This is a genomic window from Nostocoides vanveenii (assembly GCF_039531165.1).
GTDB lineage: Bacteria > Actinomycetota > Actinomycetes > Actinomycetales > Dermatophilaceae > Nostocoides_A > Nostocoides_A vanveenii.
Map to the genome: position 1 here is coordinate 1 of NZ_BAAAPN010000056.1, position 18,061 is coordinate 18,061.

Consider the following 18,061-nt stretch of genomic DNA (forward strand, 5'->3'; position numbering starts at 1 on the left):
GCCAGACGTCGCTGCGACGTCATACACGCCATGCTCCGCAACCGCCAGCCCTACCAGCCCCGCACCGCCGCTGCCGCTTGACACCGAACATAGGGACACCCCCCGACACGATGCCGCACCTGACCTGGTGGGCCAATGTCGTCACCGACGCCGGGCACCACGGCGGGGGGCCCCGCTCCGACCTCGCCCGAGCGTCCCTGCGGCAGTCGGACGCTCGCCTCGGGGCCTTCCTCGACCACCTCGACGCCCTGGGCGTCACCGATCGGGTGACCTTTGTGGTCACCGCCGACCACGGCTTCGAGGGCAGCGACCCCCAGGTGCGCGGCTCGTGGACGCCGGCGCTCGATGCCCTCGGTATCTCATATCGCGACGAAGGGCCCGGCCTGGTCTACTTCCTCTGACTCCCTATCCGTGCCGTAGGTGGGGTGATCACCCCCACCTACGGCACGTGTAGCTCGCTCGATGTTGGAGCTGGCCTCTCTGGGACTGCCGCAGAATCAGCGCCGGGGCAGGCGGGGCGGCTGCCGGGCCAGCCATTCGCTGAAATGTTCCCCGCCGGTCTTCGCCTCCGGGCCGGGCAGCACGCCACCAGCGGCAAACGCCTTCAGTGTGCCTCCGAAAGCTGGAACGTCCAGCCACCGCCGGATCGCCCGGCCCTGGTGGCCGGCCACCAGCGCCGCGATCTGCTCGGTCGTGAGCAGGTCAGGTCCGGTCAGGTCCAAAGGCCGCGGGCGCGGGGCCACTCGCCACCTCCGCCAGCCGGCGGGCGACCCAGGCGATATCGACCGGCTGGGTGCGAAAACCTTTGATCCCCAACCCGATCGGCCCCATATGGGCGCGGGCCATCGCCGCCGCCAGCGAGTGGAATTGGGTCGCCCGCACGACCGTTGCCGGGACGCCCAAGGACTGCAACTCCCGCTCCGCGGCAAACTTCGCACGCTAATAGGCGTGGGGCATGCGGTCGACCCCGACGATGGAGATATGGACCACGTGTGGTGGCCGGGGCTGCGCCGCCGCCGCCTCGCCGACGCGCCGCGTCCCGCCCCTGGTCATCGACCCGAATCCCAGGGTCGCAACGAGTCGGCCGTATGCACGACCACGTCCGCTTCGGCGAGCACCTCCGCCAGCCCGGCGCCCGTCTGCAGATCCACGCCGGTGCGCCGGCTCGCGACGATCGCATCGTGCCCGAGGTCGCCCAGGGCCGTCACGACGCGGCTGCCGAGATGTCCCAAGCCACCCGTGACAACGATGCGCATGCCAGCCAACCTAAGGTTGCGGTCATGCAAGAGCTGGTTGCCGGCTGGCCGTTCTGGGCCGTCTACCTCTTCTTTTTCGCCGGCGCGATGGTCCGCGCTCATGTCACGTATGCCGTGGGGCTGGCCCTGCGCGCCGGCACCCGCCGTGGGCGGCTGGCGCACTCGCGCCTGGCAAGACGCCTGGACGGCCCTGCCATGGAGCGCGCGGAGCGCCAAGTCGCCCGCTACGGGCCGCCGCTCGTGACGCTCTCCTTCCTCACCGTCGGCGTGCAGACCCTGGTCAACGCGGCCGCTGGCGGGCTGCGGATGGGCTGGCGGAGGTACACCCCCGCGGCGATCGTCGGCTCCCTTCTTTGGGCCGCCCTCTACACGACTGCCGGGTTCGCCGTCGTCGACGTGCTCTTCGGCCGGGTCGCGTGGTGGTGGCTGATCTTTGCCGCCGCGCTGATCGCCCTTGTGGTGATCGTCACGCGGCGGTGGCGGCGGCGCCTCGACGCCACATCAGGGTGACCGGATGGCGGAACCGGGTGACCGACATACGGACAATCACGCCTAAGATCGGGAGCGCACAAGGTCGTGCTGTCCCTGGCCGCTCGCCGGCCGCGACCCGTCACCCGGGTCTTGTCACCATACAAAAGGAAGCGCGCTCATGACCAAGCCGGTCGTGCTCATCGCCGAAGAACTTTCGCCCGCCACCATCGACGCCCTGGGTCCGGACTTCGAGGTCCGCAGTTGTGACGGCGCCGACCGCACCCAGCTGCTCCCCGCGCTGGCGGACGCCGACGCCGTCTTGATCCGCTCCGCGACCAAGATGGACGCCGAGGCCATTGCTGCCTCCGGCAAGCTCAAGGTCATCGCCCGCGCCGGTGTCGGACTGGACAATGTCGATGTCCCCGCCGCCACCACGGCCGGTGTCATGGTCGTCAACGCGCCGACCTCGAATATCACCTCCGCCGCCGAACTCGCGGTCGGCCTGCTGCTCGCGACCTCGCGCAATATCGCGCCCGCCAGCCAGGCACTCAAGGGCGGCGCGTGGAAGCGCAGCAAGTACGGCGGCGTCGAGTTGCTCGACAAGACCGTCGGCATCGTCGGCTTCGGCCGGATCGGCCAGCTGGTGGCCGAGCGGCTCAAGGGCTTCGGCATGGAGATCCTCGCCTACGACCCGTATGCCTCGGCCCAGCGCGCCGGCCAGCTCGGCGCCCGCCTCGTCAGCCTCGATGAGCTGCTCGCCGAGTCCGACTTCATCACCATCCACCTGCCCAAGAACCCCGAGACCCTCGGCTTGATCGGCAAGGAAGCGCTGACCAAGGTCAAGCCCTCCGTCCGGATCATCAATGCGGCCCGAGGTGGCGTTCTCGACGAGGCGGCTCTCGCCGAGGCGATCTCCGAGGGCCGGGTCGCCGGCGCCGGTCTGGACGTCTTCGCGACCGAGCCGTGCACCGACAGCCCGCTCTTCGGCTTCGAGTCCGTGGTCGTCACCCCGCACCTTGGTGCCTCGACCGACGAGGCCCAAGAGAAGGCCGGCATCGCCGTAGCCAAGTCGGTGCGCCTGGCGCTCGCGGGCGACATCGTCCCGGATGCCGTCAACGTCGCCGGGGGTGTCATCGCCGAGGAAGTCCGCCCAGGCATCGATCTGGTGGAGAAGTTGGGCCGGATCTTCACCGGCGTCGCCGGAGCCGTTCCGGTGCAATTGGATGTCGAGGTCGGCGGCGAGATTACCCAGTACGACGTCAGCATCTGGCAACTCTCCGCGCTCAAGGGTCTGTTCACCGACATCAGCACCAACCCGGTGACCTATGTCAACGCGCCGCTGCTGGCCAAGGACCGCGGCTGCGATGCGCGCCTGATCACCAGCCCGGTCGCCGAGGACTTCCGCAATGTCACCACGCTACGCGGCACGCTCGCCGACGGCGCGGTCGTCGAGATCGCGGGCACGCTGACCGGGCCGAAAATGGTGCAGAAAGTCATCGGCGTCAACGGTTTCGACCTCGAGGTCCCGATCAGCGAGCACATGGCCTTCTTGTCGTATGTCGACCGGCCCGGTGTCATCGGCGCCTTCGGCCGCCTGCTCGGCGACGCCGGCGTCAACATTGCCGGTATGCAGGTCTCCCGCGACTCCGCGGGCGGCGCGGCCCTCGTCGTGCTCACCCTCGATTCCCCGATCCCGGCCGACGTCCTGAGCGCGATCGCCGCCGAGGTGGACGCGACGCTGGCGAAGGTCGTGAACCTCACCGACTGACAACTTTCCCGCCCGATGCCACAAACCCTTTGTGCGCAACGGAAGATTTCCGTTGCGTCCAAAGGGTTGCCTATCCCATCCCGGATCGGGCCCGACCACACCCTGAGATCGCCGTATCACCAGGCGAGAAGGCGCCATACATTGAGGGCATGTCCCAGGACGCGCCCACGGAGCCTACGACCATCGACCTCGCCGTGATCGGCGGCGACGGCATCGGCCCGGAAGTGGTCGCCGAGGGCCTGAAGGTCCTCGACGCGGTCGGCGTCAAGGCAGCCACGACCGACTACGACCTCGGCGCCCGGCGCTGGCACGCCACCGGTGAGACCCTGCCCGACAGCGTCGTCACGGAACTGCGCGGCCAGGACGCGATCCTGCTCGGCGCCATCGGTGACCCGACCGTCCCGAGCGGCGTCCTCGAGCGTGGCGTCCTGCTCCCGCTGCGCTTCGCCCTCGATCACTTCGTGAACCTGCGCCCCGCGAAGCTCTACCCGGGCGTCGCCAGCCCCCTGGCCGTCGAGCGCGTCGCTCCGAACGGCATCGACTTCGTCGTTGTGCGCGAGGGCACCGAGGGCCCGTATGTCGGCAATGGTGGTGCCGTGCGCGTCGGCACGCCCAACGAGATCGCCACCGAGGTCAGTGTCAACACCCGATTCGGTGTCGAGCGCGTCGTGCGCGACGCCTTCGCCCGCGCGCAGGCGCGTCCGCGGAAGCACGTGACATTGGTGCACAAGCACAATGTTCTGGTCAATGCCGGTCACCTGTGGCGCCGCACCGTCGACGAGGTCGGCCAGGACTTCCCCGATGTCGAGATCGGCTACCAGCACGTGGACGCGGCGACGATCTTCCTCGCCACCGACCCGGGCCGCTTCGATGTCATCGTCACCGACAACCTTTTCGGCGACATCATCACCGACATCGCCGCGGCCATCGCCGGCGGCATCGGCCTCGCCGCGAGCGGAAATATCAACCCAACAGGCGACAGCCCGAGCATGTTCGAGCCGGTCCACGGCTCGGCCCCCGACATCGCCGGCCAGGGCAAGGCCGACCCGACGGCGACGATCCTCTCGGTTGCGATGCTGCTCGCTCACCTCGGGTATGCCGAGGCGAGCGCCCGGGTGGAGCGGGCGGTCGCGGCCGACCTCGCCGAACGAGGCAGCGCTGCGCGCAGCACTGCGCAGGTCGGCGATGCCATCGCCGCTCGCCTCTGAGCCGTCGACCGGGGCGCCCCCCCATACCAAGTACCGTGGGCAGTAACGATCGCACCGGAAGGACGCCGACATGAGCCTGACATTCACCGCCACCCCCAATCCCAGCCCGGTCGGTGCGGCCGAGCGCGCGGCCATCCTCGAGAACCCGGGATTCGGGCAGTACATGACCGATCACATGGTCACGGCGACCTGGACCAAGGGCGAGGGCTGGCACTCGGGTGAGCTCACGGCATACGGCAACATCTCGCTGAGCCCGGCCGCGGCGGTCCTGCACTATGCGCAGGAGATCTTCGAGGGCATGAAGGCCTACCGGCACCCCGACGGCTCCATCTGGTCCTTCCGCCCGGAGGCGAATGCCGAGCGGCTGATCAACTCCGCCCGCCGAATGGCGTTGCCGGAGTTGCCGGTCGAGGACTTCCTCGAGAGCGTGCGGCTGCTCGTCCAGGCGGACCAGGCGTGGGTGCCCGCCGCCGACGAGGGCGAGAAGAGCCTCTACCTGCGCCCCTTCATGTATGCCAGCGCCGCCTTCCTCGGACTGCGCCCCTCCGTCGAGGTCAAGTACTCCGTCATCGCCTCGCCAGCGGCGGCGATCTTCACCGGCGGCCTGCGGCCGGTCAAGCTCTGGCTGTGCGAGCACTTCGCCCGCGCCGGCGCGGGCGGCACGGGTGCCGCCAAGTGCGGCGGCAACTACGCTTCCGCGCTGGCCGGGCAGATCGAAGGCACGGAGCACGGCTGCGACCAGGCCGTCTTCCTCGACTCATCGACCCACACCTTTGTCGATGAGCTGGGCGGGATGAACCTCTTCTTCGTCAAGAGCGACGGCACCCTGGTCACTCCGGAGCTGACCGGAACGATCCTGCCGGGCATCACCCGAAGCTCGGTGCTGGAGCTGGCCAAAGAGTTCGACCTCAGCGCCGAGGAGCGCAAGATCCCCGTCGAGGAGTGGAAGCAAGGGGTGGCCAACGGCGACATCCTCGAGGTCTTCGCCTGCGGCACTGCCGCCATTGTCACGCCCGTCGGCGAGCTGGTCTGGGAGGGGGGGAGCGCCCCGTCCACCGCCGGCGAGCACGGTGGGCCGATCACCAATGGCATCCGCGAGCGGCTGCTCGGCATTCAGAAGGGCACGTCCGAGGACACCTACGGGTGGATGCACCGCCTCGTGTGATCGCTTCCCGTATGCCGGGGGCTCGCCCCCGCGTGATCGCCACCGATCTGGACGGCACGCTGCTCCGCAGTGATGGCTCGGTCTCGGCGCGCACCGTCGCCGCACTGGAAGCAGCAGCGGCACAAGGGATCCCGACGCTCCTGGTGACGGCGCGACCGCCACGCTGGTTGCACGGTCTCAGCGAACTGATCGGTGCGCACGGCATCGCGATCTGTGGCAATGGTGCCTTTGTGTATGACGTCGCCGCACGTCGTGTCGTCGAGGCGCACCTCTTCGATCGCGATGAACTCGCCGCCGTGGTCGCCGACCTGCGCGCGCACATCCCCGAGGTCAAGATCGCGGCCGAGTGCCCGTCGGGGCTGTGGGTGGAACCGGGCTGGCCCAATCCCCATCGCGAGGCCGACGCCCACCGGCGCACTGGAGCTATCGAGGAGTTGCTGGCCAGCGAGCATCCCGATGACGGCGTGGGCAAGCTGCTGGGACTCGCCAGGGGCCACTCGACGGCGGATTTCCTTGCGGCCGTGCGTGCTTCGGTGGGAGATCGCGCGGTGCTCGCCTACTCCGGCGCCTTCGGTCTCGCCGAGTTGAACCCGCCGGGCGTCACCAAAGCGGCCGGCCTCGCGCGCTGGTGCGACGAGTACGGCATACGTGCGGCGGAGGTCTGGGCCTTCGGCGATATGCCGAACGACCTGCCGATGCTGCGCTGGGCGGGCCGGTCGTTCGCCGTCGCCAATGCCGACGCCGAGGTGCTGAGCGCGGCGACCGACCGCTGTCCGGCCAATGACGACGATGGCGTCGCACAGATCATCGAGCAGGTGCTGAGCGCCTCCGGCGCAGGCCCACACGTGGCTGAGCCTGGCAAGTGACTCCTCGTTAAAGGTTCAGACACGAACCATTGACAAGGCCGATGTGACGGGTGTTACATCGGGGCCAACGTCCCACTGAGCCGCAGGAGCCCGGTCCATGGCCGATCTGACCCACCTCACCGACGACGAACGCATGCTGGCCGAGCTCGGCTACAAGCAAGAACTCAACCGGACGTGGTCCGGCTTTTCCAATTTCGCCATCTCCTTCTCCATCATCTCCATCCTCGCCGGGTGCTTCACCACCTTCGGCCAGGCGTGGAACAACGGCGGCCCGGTCGCGATCTCCTGGGGTTGGCCGATCATCTCGACCTTCATCCTCATCATCGGCCTGTGCATGTCCGAGCTGGTCTCCGCCTACCCCACATCGGGTGGAATCTATTGGTGGGCAAGCAAGCTCGGTGGAGCGAAGGCGGGCTATTACACCGGCTGGCTCAATCTGATCGGCCTGCTCGCCGTGGACGCGTCGGTCGCCTACGGGTGCGCCACCTTCTTCGATCTGACCTTCAGCACCCTGAGCGCATCGTGGGCCGCCGGCTACTCGTTGACGCGGGTCTTCATCATGTTCCTCGTCATCCTGGCGCTCACCGGCCTGCTCAATATCTACGGTGGGCACCTGATGGCCATGATGAACAACGTCTCGGTTTGGTGGCACGTCTTCGGTGCGGCGATCGTCATCCTCATCCTGATCTTCCTGCCCGACAAGCACATGAGCGTCGGTGACGTCTTCAGCATGCGCGTCAACAACTCCGGTGGCCTGGCCGGCGGTGAGACCAGCGGACTCGGTTATTGGTTCTATGTCCTGCCATTGGGCTTCTTGCTGACCCAGTACACGATCACCGGCTTCGACGCCTCCGCCCATCTCGCCGAGGAGACGCAGGGCGCCGCCAATGGCGCGGCCAAGGGCATATGGCAGTCGATCTTCTACTCGGCGATCGGAGGCTGGATCCTCCTGCTCGCCTTCCTCTTCGCCGTCCAGGACCCGGCGAAGGTCACCGAGGGCGGTGGGGGCGTCGCCGTGATCTTCAACCAGGCACTCAGCCCGACGATGGCCGGTATCGTCCTGCTCATCGCGAGTATCGGTCAATTCTTCTGCACCAGCGCCTGCATGACGTCGACGAGCCGGATGATGTTCGCCTTCAGCCGCGATGGTGCCGTGCCGGGTGCCTCGCTGTGGGCCAAGCTCGACAAGAACAAGGTCCCGGCCAACGCGGTGTTGATCTCGACGGTCATCGCGGCGCTCATCACGATCCCGGCGCTCGTCCCCGTGGACATCAATGGCGCGCCCGTCCCCGTCGCGTTCTATGCCGTGGTCTCCGTGGCGGTCATCGGCCTCTACCTGGCCTTCGCGATTCCGATCTATCTGCGCTGGCGTCAGGGCGATGCCTTCGTCCAAGGCGCCTGGAATCTCGGTACCAAGTGGAAGTGGATGGCGCCCCTGGCGGTGCTGGAGATCGTCGTCATTTCGATCTACTTCATCTTGCCCATCACGCCGGCGGGTTGGCTCGGCAATGCGGACTTCGACCTGAAGTTCGTCAACTATGCCCCGGTGCTGACCATCGGATCGCTGGTCGCGCTGTGGCTCGGTTGGCACCTGTCGGCGAAGAAGTGGTTCTCCGGCCCCAAGACCACTATCGACCTGCCGACGGGTGTGTCCTCCGCGGACGAGATCGGTCTCGAACATCACGGCAGGTCGGCGCATGGCGGCCAGGTGCACGAGTGGAAGCAGGAGGACTGACCGGTTCGCCGACCCCCGACCAGGTCTTCGATCGCATCGCGGTCCTGGCCGGGCGGCCGCGGGTGGTGACGCCGCTGCCCGGTGGCCTGACGAACCACAACTACCGGGTCCGGACGGCGAGCAACGATGTCGTCGTCCGGATCTCGCCGGCCTCGACCGGTTTGCTCGCCGTCGATCGCGAGCACGAGTACCACAACTCGCTCGCGGCCGCGTCGACCGGCGTGGGCGCGGACGTCGTCGATTACCTGCCTGGGCAGGGGGTGCTCGTGGTCGCCTTCATTCCCGAGGCGATCACGTATGACGATTCCGCCGTCGCGGCCAACCTCACCCGGGTCGCGGCCAGCGTCCGCCGATTGCACGCCGGACCGGCCTTCGCCAACCGGTTCGACATCTTTGCGATCCAGCGTCGCTATCTGGACATCATGCGCGACAACGCCTTTCGCCTCCCAGATGGCTACGGCGAGTTGCTCCCGGTGGCCTCGCGAATGGAAGTGGCATTGGCGGTGCACCCCGAGGATCTGGTGCCCTGCCACAACGACCTGCTTGCCGCCAACTTCCTCGACGACGGCTTGGCGGTCCGCATCGTTGACTACGAATACTCCGGCGCGAACGAGCCGGGTTTCGAGATCGGAAATATCGCCCAAGAAGCCCACCTGAGCACAGAGCAACTCGCCGCTCTCGTCGCCGCGTACTACGGCCGGGCGGACGCTGGCCTGATTGCCCGCGCGACCTTGTGGGGGATCGCCAGCGCATATGCCTGGACGCTCTGGGGCACCATCCAGTCGGGCCTGGGAGCCGGTGACTTCGACTTCTGGGCGTGGTCCATGGACAAGTTCGACCGTGCCAGAACTTCTTTCGCGGACCCTGGCTTCGAGAAGCTACTCGACACCGTGGGAGCTGCGCGATGAGCACCTCGCGGGCTCGCGCCACCGAGCTGCCCACCCGCGCGCGGGTCGTCATCATCGGCGGTGGGGTCATCGGCTGCTCAGTGGCCTACCACCTGGCCCACCTCGGGTGGACCGATGTGCTCCTTGTCGAGCAGGGCGGCCTCTCCTGCGGGACCACCTGGCACGCGGCCGGTCTGGTCGGTCAACTGCGCGCCACCGAGGCCAGCACGCGCCTGGTGCGCTATTCGACGCAGTTGTACGCCCGGCTGGAGGCCGAGACCGGCCTCGGCACTGGCTACCGGGTCTGCGGCGGCCTCACGGTCGCCCGCACGCCGGAGCGGATGGTGCAGTTACGGCGCACGCGGGCGAACGCCGCAGCATACGACCTCGAGTGCGAGTTGCTAACGACTGACCAAGCGCGAGAACGCTATCCGCTCCTGGAGGCGAGCGACCTGGTCGGTGCCATCTGGCTGCCGGGAGACGGGCGGGCGAACCCGACGGACCTGACTCAGGCGCTCGCCAAGGGCGCCCGGCAGCTGGGAGTCACGATCCGGGAACGCGTCCGCGTAACCGACGTGCTGACGCGCGCGGGGCGGGCCATCGGCATACGAACGGATGCGGGCGACGTGGAGGCGGAGGTCGTCGTCAACTGCGCCGGCCAGTGGGCGAAGGCCGTCGGCGCCATGTGCGGTGTCACGGTTCCCCTCCACTCCGCGGAGCACTTCTATGTGGTGACCGATCAGATCGAGGGGGTCCATGCGGACCTGCCGATCCTGCGCGATCCCGATGGCTACACCTATGTCAAGGAGGAAGTCGGCGGACTGCTGGTCGGTGGCTTCGAGCCCGAGGCGAAGCCCTGGGTCGCTCCCGACCGGCTGCCCTATCCCTTCGAGTTCCAACTGCTCGAGGAGGACTGGGAGCACTTCGAGATCCTCATGGACTCCGCTGTCCATCGGCTCCCCGTCCTGGCGCACACCGGGATTCGCAAGTTCTACAACGGGCCGGAGAGCTTCACCCCGGACAACCAGTTCGTTATCGGGGAGGCGCCGGAGCTTGCCGGTTTCTTCGTCGCCGCCGGCTTCAACTCGGTGGGGATCGCCAGCGCGGGCGGCGCGGGACGCGCCCTCGCCGAGTGGATCGTCGCCGGCGAGCCGACGATGGATCTGGTCAGCGCGGACATCCGTCGCTTCTCGCCCTTGCAGGGCGATATCGGCTGGTTGCGTGCGCGGGTCGGTGAGGTGCTTGGACTGCACTACGCGGTGCCTTGGCCCAACCGTGAGCTGGAGTCAGCTCGGCCGCAACGTCTTTCGCCCGTGCACGCGCTGACTGCTGCGCAGGGTGCGGTCTTCGGCAGCCGCAGCGGCTGGGAACGCCCGAATGTCTTTGCGCCGGAAGGGATCGAGCCGCGTTTGGACTATTCGTGGGAGCGTCCAGCCTGGGTGGACTGGTGCGTTGCCGAGCAGCGAGCCGCCCACGAGCGCGTAGCCGTTTTCGATGAGACGTCGTTCAGCAAGTATCTCGTCACGGGACCGGATGCGCAGGAGGCGCTGCAGTGGGTGTGCAGTGCGGATGTCGCCGTGTCGGTGGGTACGGCGGTCTACACCGCGTGGTTGAACCGGGGCGGTGGTTACGAGGCGGACGTCACCGTCACGCGCATCGGGGACCTGCGCTACCTCGTCGTCAGCAGTGCGGCGACGACCGTGCGCGATCTCGACTGGCTCCGTCGGCAGCTACCGAGCGGCGGAGCCGTCGAGGTTGTCGATATCACCAGCGCGCTGGCCGTCTTCGGGGTCATGGGGCCCAAGTCGCGCGAGCTACTCACCCGTATCTCGGGGAATGACTTCTCGGACAACGCCTTTCCGTTCGGGACGATGCGCGAGGTGGCGGTCGCGGGCGCGCCGGTTCGGGCCCTGAGAATGACGTATGTCGGCGAACTCGGCTTCGAGTTGTATGTCCCAACCGACTTAGCGGTTGGGGTCTATCGCGGGCTCTTCGCGGCGGGCGCCGACCTGGGCATCGCGCCCGCGGGCTACTACGCGATCGACGCGATGCGGTTGGAGAAGGGCTATCGCGCGTTCGGGCGTGAACTGACTCCGGAGGTCGGGCCGGTCGAGGCCGGCCTCGGATTCGTGTGCAAACTCGGCAGCGAGGTCGACTTTCTCGGACGAGGCGCGGTGGTGGCCGTGAGGCAGTCCGGGCCACGCCGGCGGATCGTCTCCTTCACCGTGGCCGATCCCGCGGCCTATCTCTGGGGCGGTGAACTCGTGCTGCGGGACGGGATGCCGGTCGGCCAGGTGACCAGCGCGGCATACGGCGCGCGCCTGGGGCGCGGCGTCGGCTTGGCACTCGTCGGTGACCGAGTCACCCAGGCGACGTCCCCGTCCTGGATCGACGCCGGCGCCTGGGCGGTCGACCTCGCGGGCGAGGTCATCCCTATCGGGGTGTCGCGGCGAGCGCCCTTCGATCCGGACAACCGACGAGTGCGGGGGACCTAATGGTTCGAAACAGGGCCATTGAAATCCACGCGGTGCCGGTATTGGATCGAGGAGTGAGCAGCGTCGCGCGGGTGGCCTCCCTCCCCGAAGTCGTGCTGCGCCCGGCCAGTGGCAATGCCTTCGAAGTGACCGTGGAGCAACTAGCAACGGCCATCCGGCTCGGTGTCTTCACGCAGGGCCAGGTGCTGCCGCCCGAGCGTGACCTCGCTGAGCGGCTCGGGGTCAGCCGCAACACCCTGCGCGAAGTGATCGCGGCCCTGCGGGACTCAGGACTGGTGACCACGCGCCGCGGTCGTGGTGGCGGGACCGTCGTCACGTATGCCGGGGTGGAACCCGGCTCGGAGCCGAGGGCGGCGGCGCGCACCGGTGCGGCCTTGGCCGATCCCCTGGACTTCCGCTATGTCGTCGAGCCAGGAGCGGCGGCCCTCGCGGCCGGCCGAACGCTCGCGGCCGACCAACGATCGTGGCTGCTGGAGTCGGTGCGCGCAGTCCGGAACTCGCCCGACAACGCGGCGCATCGACTCGCGGACAGCCGGCTGCATCTGGCCATCGCCACGCTGAGCGGGTCGCCGATGGTCATCGAGTCCGTCACCCGTGCCCAGGCAGCGCTGCACGAGATGTTGACGGCCATCCCGGTGCTGCGCCGCAATATCGAGCACTCCAACGACCAGCACGACACCATCGTCGCCGCCATCCTCGGCGGCGACCCCAATGGTGCCCGAGCCGCCATGGAGGAGCACTGCGACGCTACCGCCGCACTTCTGCGTGGACTGCTCGGGTGATCGCCGAAACCCTGTCCCGCAACGAGAAAAGGAGCTGACCATGGAAACGGAACGGACGAGCAGCGCAACCCGGCTGACATTGGACACGCTGCGCGCCGAGATCGCGGCCGGGGCAATCGACACCGTCATCCTGGCCTTCACCGATATGCAAGGTCGGCTGCAGGGCAAGCGGATGCACGCACAGTTCTTCCTCGACACCGTCCTGGGGCATGGCACCGAAGGATGCAACTACCTGCTCACCGTTGACGTCGAGATGAACACCGTGCCCGGATACGCGATGTCGTCGTGGGAGCGGGGTTATGGCGACATGTTCTTCGCCATGGACCTCGACACCCTGCGTCGCACACCGGCCCACCCCACCTCCGCGACCATCCAGTGCGATCTGACGTGGCTGGACGGTTCCGGCGACGTCGCCGCATCCCCGCGGACCATCCTCAAGAGGCAGATCGAGGCCGCGGCTGCAATGGGCTTCGAGGCCTTTGCCGGCACCGAACTGGAGTTCATCCTCTTCGAGGACTCCTATGAGTCCGCCTGGGATCGACGCTATGTGGGTCTGACGGGAGCCAACCGCTACAACGTCGACTACTCACTGCTCGGCGGCGGCAAGGTCGAGCCGGTGCTCCGCGAGATCCGCAATGAGATGTATGCCTCGGGCATGACGGTCGAGGCCGCCAAGGGGGAGTGCAACTTGGGGCAGCACGAGATCGGCTTCCTCTATGACCGCGTGCTGCGCACCTGCGACAACCACTCGGTCTACAAAACCGGCGCCAAGGAGATCGCAGCACGGCACGGGCAGTCCATCACCTTCATGGCGAAATACGATGAACGCGAAGGCAGTTCGTGCCATATCCATCTCTCGCTGCGTGGTGCGGACGGGGCCATCAGTTTTGCCGACGAAGCACGTGACGGCGGCCGGAGCGAAGTATTTGACAACTTCATGGCGGGCGTGTTGGCGACCATGCGCGAGTTCACCTACTTCTACGCCCCGAATATCAACTCCTACAAGCGATTCCAGATCGGCTCCTTCGCGCCGACCGCGGTTGCCTGGGGGACCGACAACCGCACCTGCGCGCTGCGGGTCGTTGGGCACGGTGCAGGAATCCGCGTCGAGAACCGCCTGCCGGGCGCCGATGTGAATCCCTATCTCGCGGTGGCAGCGATGATTGCGGGCGGCCTGCACGGCATACGGGAAGGGCTGGCGCTGCCTGCCGCCTGTCCTGGGAATGCCTACACAGCCGGCTATGAACACGTGCCGATGACGCTGGGTGACGCGCGAGATCTGTTGCTGGGCAGCGCCATCGCCCGGGCTGCCTTCGGTGACGAAGTCGTCGAGCACTATGCTCACGCCGCGGATGTCGAGGTCACGGCCTTCAATGCCGCGGTCACCGACTGGGAACGCGTCCGTGGCTTCGAACGACTCTAGACATCCCAGACAGGACCACTGATGACCACAACTCACGATGTCGTGAATCCGGCAACCGAAGAGGTCGTTGCGACCCTCGACCTGGTCGGTGTCGAGGAGACCGACGCCGCCATCGCGCGCGCCGTGGCCGTCGGGCCTGCGTGGCGTGCCGTCGCACCGGCCGATCGCGGCATGTTGTTGCGCCGCTTCGCCGATGCCGTGGAGGCGCACACCGAGGAACTCGCGCGACTCGAGGTGACCAACGCGGGCCACACGATCGGCAATGCCCGCTGGGAGGCCGGGAATGTCGTAGGCGTGCTCCGCTACTACGCGGCTGCGCCGGAGCGGCTCTTCGGTCGCCAGATCCCGGTGGCCGGCGGGCTCGATGTGACCTTCAAGGAACCGCTCGGCGTGGTCTCGGTCATCGTGCCGTGGAACTTTCCGATGCCGATTGCCGGCTGGGGCTTCGGCCCGGCGCTCGCCGCGGGAAACACGGTGGTCCTCAAGCCGGCCGAGCTGACCCCATTGACGGCGATTCGGCTCGGTGAGTTGGCGCTGGAGGCCGGCATCCCCGAGGGTGTTTTCTCCGTCCTCGCGGGAAAGGGGTCGGTGGTCGGCGAGCGGTTCGTCACCCATCCCGACGTCCGCAAGGTCTGCTTCACCGGATCGACCGCCGTCGGGCAGGGCATCATGCGCAAGGCCGCCGACCAACTGAAGCGGGTCACGCTGGAACTGGGCGGCAAGAGCGCGAACATCGTCTTCGCCGACGCCGACGTCGAGAAGGCCGCGGCATCAGCGCCGATGAGCTTCCTCGACAATGCCGGCCAGGACTGCTGCGCCCGCACCCGAATCCTGGTGCAGCGCAGCGTCTTCGATGCCTTTATGGAGCGCTTCGAACCCGCGGTCAAGGCCGTCAGTGTCGGCGATCCCGGCGACGAAGCCACCGAGATGGGCCCGATGGTCAGCAGCGGTCAGCGCGACACTGTTCGCTCGTTCATCGAGGACGCCCACGCAGCCGGCCACCAAGCCCCCGATATCGCCTTCCGCGGGAGCGCCCCGAACGGCAAGGGCTGGTGGTACCCGCCCACCGTCCTCCTGGCGCACGGCACCGACGACCGCGCCTGGCGGGAGGAGATCTTCGGACCCGTCGTCTCGGTGATGCCGTTCGACGACGAGGCCGACGCGATCACCAAGGCCAATGACACGGCATACGGACTCTCCGGGTCCATCTGGACGCGAGACGTCGGCCGGGCCATCCGGGTCGCGCGCGGCGTCGAGGCCGGCAACTTGTCGGTCAACAGCCACAGCAGCGTGCGCTATTCGACACCCTTCGGCGGCTTCAAGGCCAGTGGCATCGGCCGCGAACTCGGGCCGGACGCGCTGGACGCCTTCACTGAGACCAAGAACGTCTTCTTTGACACCACGAACTGAAAGGAACCACGACATGACCGGACGTATCGAGGGCAAGGTCGCCGTCGTCACCGGAGGGTGCTCGGGCATCGGGCTCGCAACCGTCCGGCGCTTCGCGCAGGAGGGGGCCAAGGTCGTCATCGCCGACCTGTCCGACGAGCAGGGTGCGGCGATCGCGGAGGAGGTCGGCGGGACATACGTGCATGGCAATGTCGCGGACAAGACGGACGTCGACAACCTCTTCAAAGTCGCGCACGAGACCTACGGCCGCATCGACATTGCCTTCAACAACGCCGGCATCAGCCCGCCCGACGACGACTCCATCCTCGACACCGATCTGGAGGCGTGGAACCGGGTGCAGTTGGTCAACCTGACGTCGGTCTACCTGTGCTGCAAGGCGGTGCTGCCCTACATGCTCGAGCAAAAGTCCGGCTCGATCATCAACACCGCGTCCTTCGTGGCGGTCATGGGCGCCGCGACGTCGCAGATCTCCTACTCGGCGTCCAAGGGCGGGGTGCTGACAATGACCCGCGAGCTGGGGGTGCAGTTCGCCCGCGAGGGCATCCGGGTCAACGCCCTGTGCCCGGGGCCGGTCAACACCCCGTTGCTGAAGGAACTCTTCGCCAAGGATGCCGAGCGCGCCGCGCGACGGCTGGTGCACGTGCCTATGGGGCGTTTCGGCGAGCCCGAGGAGATGGCCAACGCCGTCCTCTTCCTGGCCTCCGACGAGTCCTCGTTCATGACCGCCTCCACCTTCCTGGTCGACGGTGGCATCTCGGGCGCCTATGTCACCCCGCTCTGAGTCTGAGCCCGGCCCAGCTTTCCCGCCCGATGCCTGACGTACCTGGTACGCGCGGAAAGTCCTCCGTTGCGGATGACGGGTTTGTGGCGTCGCGTGGGAAAGCTGTGAGCGGCCGGCATGGCTGAGCGGCCGGACGTTCCGGAGGAGATGCTCGATCGGCTGAACATCATCGCGGAGGCCTTGCCCGAGTGCCGGCAGGAGCCGGCCTGGGTCGGCGTGCGGTGGCGGGTGGGGCAGGCGACGATCGCGCATGTCTTCGGCGGCGAGGACGGGCGATTCCGGATCACGCTGCGAGGCGATCCCGAGGACGTCCGGGCCTTCGAGCACCTCGGGCCGCCCTACTTCCGGACCGAGTGGGGGCGCAATGTCATCGGGATGATCCTCGACGACGCGACCGACTGGGCCGAAGTCGCCGAACTGCTGACCGTTAGCTATGTCATCCAGGCACCCGCCCGACTTGCGAGCCGGATTGCGTTGCCCGAGAGTCGACCCGGGTCCGACTGACCCGTCTCGGTGCTGTGTGCCCGGCTGCGGCAGCGGCCGGGCGTGGCGGGGCCGGGCGTGACGCGGCCGGGCGTGGTGAGGGGTGGGGGCCGAGAGGTTCGCGCGCCCGCATCCTTTGGTCAGCCTGTCACCTCGGACGGTCAGCGGGCGCGCTCAATCGCCCCCCACCTCCTCACCCCGCCCTGCCTCTCGATCGAGTCCCGGGCGGACTCTCGTCATCAGGTCAGGATGTGGCCGGATGGCGCGCCATGCTGGAGTGGAATCAATCGATCGAGACGCAAGGAGGCGACCATGGCCTTTCTTACTCCCGAGGCAAGCGGCGAGCGCGCCGTTGCGAAGACATTTCTGCTCCAGCAGTTCGCCCAGGCGCGCAGCACGGTTTACGGGCTGTCCAATGAGCAGATCCACGCTCGGCCGTCGGTGAGCGCCTTCACGCCGGCGATGCTCATCACCCACCTGACGCAAGTGGCCGACGGCTGGTGCGCATCGGTTGCCGCCGCGCCGAACTTCCCCGCTGGCCCCAATGCCGCTGCCGATGGGGGTGATTACGAGATAGACGACCCCGCGGGGGTGACCATCGAGGGCCTCCTCACGGCATACGACCAGGCCGTTGACCGGCTCGGCGAGATCGTCGAGTCCGCGGACTTCGACGCGATCGTCCCGACTCCGCCCGCGCCGTGGTACCCGCCGGAGCTGGTCGGCTGGCAGGTGCGCTGGGTCATCCAGCACCTGATCGCCGAAGTCGCCCGTCACGCCGGGCATGCCGACATCATCCGCGAGTCGATCGACGGCAAGGGCTCCTACGAGCTCAACGCCCGCGCCGACGGCGCACTCGCCGACGACCAGGAGTTCCCGGCCTGGTAGTTCCGTCTCGTGGTCCATCAGGGACGTCGAGTGGCCGACGCCGGCCACTCTACGTCGCGTCGTCGCCCACTCGACGTCACTCGATTGCTCACGCGACGGGAAGCGGGAGAGGACAAGGGCGGCTGGACGCGCAGACGAGGCGAGGGCGATTGAGCGTGGCCGCTGACCGCAGAGGTGACGGACCCGACGAACCGGCGGCCGCGCGAATCTCTCGCCCTCGCCCGTCTCCGGGGCCGGCCGGCGAGAGTCGTGTTCACGATGTGGACCCCGGTTCTGCAACGTCCCGCAGGCGTGTCAGGGTGAACGCGTGATGTTTGTGACTGCCGCCACCGCGGCGATCATTATCGGCTAGCGCGGCGAGAGTATCTCATCGCGCAGACCTCCCGCACCCGGGGGGTCTTTTGCTTTGTCGGGAACATCGCAACCGAGCGGGGGACCGGCAGGGC

At 67.8% G+C, this 18,061-nt stretch carries 17 protein-coding genes; 15 read left to right on the plus strand and 2 right to left on the minus strand.

Annotated elements, in window-relative coordinates:
- The first annotated feature begins 110 nt into the window (after nucleotides 1-110).
- Entirely contained in the window at nucleotides 111-401 is a 291-nt protein-coding gene (locus ABD209_RS12310; protein WP_344066743.1) for an alkaline phosphatase family protein, read from the plus strand.
- Between the two features lie 96 nt (nucleotides 402-497).
- Here ABD209_RS12310 and ABD209_RS12315 read toward each other — a convergent pair whose 3' ends face one another.
- Nucleotides 498-743 carry a hypothetical protein gene (locus ABD209_RS12315; protein WP_344066746.1) on the minus strand — a complete coding sequence of 82 codons (246 nt, stop codon included), beginning with the start codon at nucleotides 741-743 and terminating at the stop codon, nucleotides 498-500.
- A gap of 306 nt (nucleotides 744-1,049) precedes the next feature.
- Entirely contained in the window at nucleotides 1,050-1,256 is a 207-nt protein-coding gene (locus ABD209_RS12320) for an NAD-dependent epimerase/dehydratase family protein (protein WP_344066749.1), read from the minus strand.
- A 24-nt stretch (nucleotides 1,257-1,280) separates the two neighbouring features.
- On the opposite strand from ABD209_RS12320, the gene ABD209_RS12325 reads away from it, so the two are divergent.
- From ABD209_RS12325 to ABD209_RS12390, 14 genes are all read left to right on the plus strand, one after another.
- Nucleotides 1,281-1,766: a DedA family protein gene (locus ABD209_RS12325; protein WP_344066752.1), complete on the plus strand. Its 486-nt coding sequence runs from the start codon at nucleotides 1,281-1,283 to the stop codon at nucleotides 1,764-1,766.
- Nucleotides 1,767-1,905: 139 nt separating this feature from the next.
- Nucleotides 1,906-3,495, plus strand: a complete 1,590-nt coding sequence (gene serA / locus ABD209_RS12330) for a phosphoglycerate dehydrogenase (protein ID WP_344066755.1) — start codon at nucleotides 1,906-1,908, stop codon at nucleotides 3,493-3,495.
- A 149-nt stretch (nucleotides 3,496-3,644) separates the two neighbouring features.
- Nucleotides 3,645-4,703 carry a 3-isopropylmalate dehydrogenase gene (locus ABD209_RS12335; RefSeq protein WP_344066758.1) on the plus strand — a complete coding sequence of 353 codons (1,059 nt, stop codon included), beginning with the start codon at nucleotides 3,645-3,647 and terminating at the stop codon, nucleotides 4,701-4,703.
- Nucleotides 4,704-4,773: 70 nt separating this feature from the next.
- A complete protein-coding gene (locus ABD209_RS12340; protein WP_344066761.1) occupies nucleotides 4,774-5,868 on the plus strand; it encodes a branched-chain amino acid aminotransferase in 1,095 nt (364 codons plus the stop codon).
- On the plus strand, nucleotides 5,847-6,734 hold the full coding sequence (locus ABD209_RS12345) for an HAD family hydrolase (RefSeq protein WP_344066763.1): 888 nt from the start codon (nucleotides 5,847-5,849) through the stop codon (nucleotides 6,732-6,734). Before ABD209_RS12340 ends, ABD209_RS12345 begins: the two co-directional genes overlap by 22 nt.
- A gap of 97 nt (nucleotides 6,735-6,831) precedes the next feature.
- The gene (locus tag ABD209_RS12350; protein WP_344066767.1) at nucleotides 6,832-8,469 is read left to right on the plus strand and encodes an amino acid permease; all 1,638 of its coding nucleotides are present in this window, start codon (nucleotides 6,832-6,834) and stop codon (nucleotides 8,467-8,469) included.
- Entirely contained in the window at nucleotides 8,451-9,377 is a 927-nt protein-coding gene (locus ABD209_RS12355; RefSeq protein ID WP_344066771.1) for a phosphotransferase, read from the plus strand. Before ABD209_RS12350 ends, ABD209_RS12355 begins: the two co-directional genes overlap by 19 nt.
- Entirely contained in the window at nucleotides 9,374-11,851 is a 2,478-nt protein-coding gene (locus ABD209_RS12360) for a GcvT family protein (RefSeq protein WP_344066774.1), read from the plus strand. The genes ABD209_RS12355 and ABD209_RS12360 overlap by 4 nt, the downstream gene beginning before the upstream one ends.
- A 53-nt stretch (nucleotides 11,852-11,904) precedes the next feature.
- Nucleotides 11,905-12,633 carry a FadR/GntR family transcriptional regulator gene (locus ABD209_RS12365; RefSeq protein ID WP_344066777.1) on the plus strand — a complete coding sequence of 243 codons (729 nt, stop codon included), beginning with the start codon at nucleotides 11,905-11,907 and terminating at the stop codon, nucleotides 12,631-12,633.
- A gap of 40 nt (nucleotides 12,634-12,673) precedes the next feature.
- Entirely contained in the window at nucleotides 12,674-14,056 is a 1,383-nt protein-coding gene (locus ABD209_RS12370; RefSeq protein ID WP_344066780.1) for a glutamine synthetase family protein, read from the plus strand.
- A 21-nt stretch (nucleotides 14,057-14,077) separates the two neighbouring features.
- Entirely contained in the window at nucleotides 14,078-15,466 is a 1,389-nt protein-coding gene (locus ABD209_RS12375; RefSeq protein ID WP_344066783.1) for an aldehyde dehydrogenase family protein, read from the plus strand.
- Nucleotides 15,467-15,479: 13 nt separating this feature from the next.
- On the plus strand, nucleotides 15,480-16,247 hold the full coding sequence (locus ABD209_RS12380; protein WP_344066786.1) for a 3-oxoacyl-ACP reductase: 768 nt from the start codon (nucleotides 15,480-15,482) through the stop codon (nucleotides 16,245-16,247).
- A gap of 117 nt (nucleotides 16,248-16,364) precedes the next feature.
- Nucleotides 16,365-16,751, plus strand: coding sequence for an MmcQ/YjbR family DNA-binding protein (locus ABD209_RS12385; protein WP_344066789.1), 387 nt, complete (start codon nucleotides 16,365-16,367; stop codon nucleotides 16,749-16,751).
- 291 nt (nucleotides 16,752-17,042) lie between these two features.
- The gene (locus ABD209_RS12390) at nucleotides 17,043-17,615 is read left to right on the plus strand and encodes a mycothiol transferase (protein WP_344066792.1); all 573 of its coding nucleotides are present in this window, start codon (nucleotides 17,043-17,045) and stop codon (nucleotides 17,613-17,615) included.
- Nucleotides 17,616-18,061: the final 446 nt, after the last annotated feature.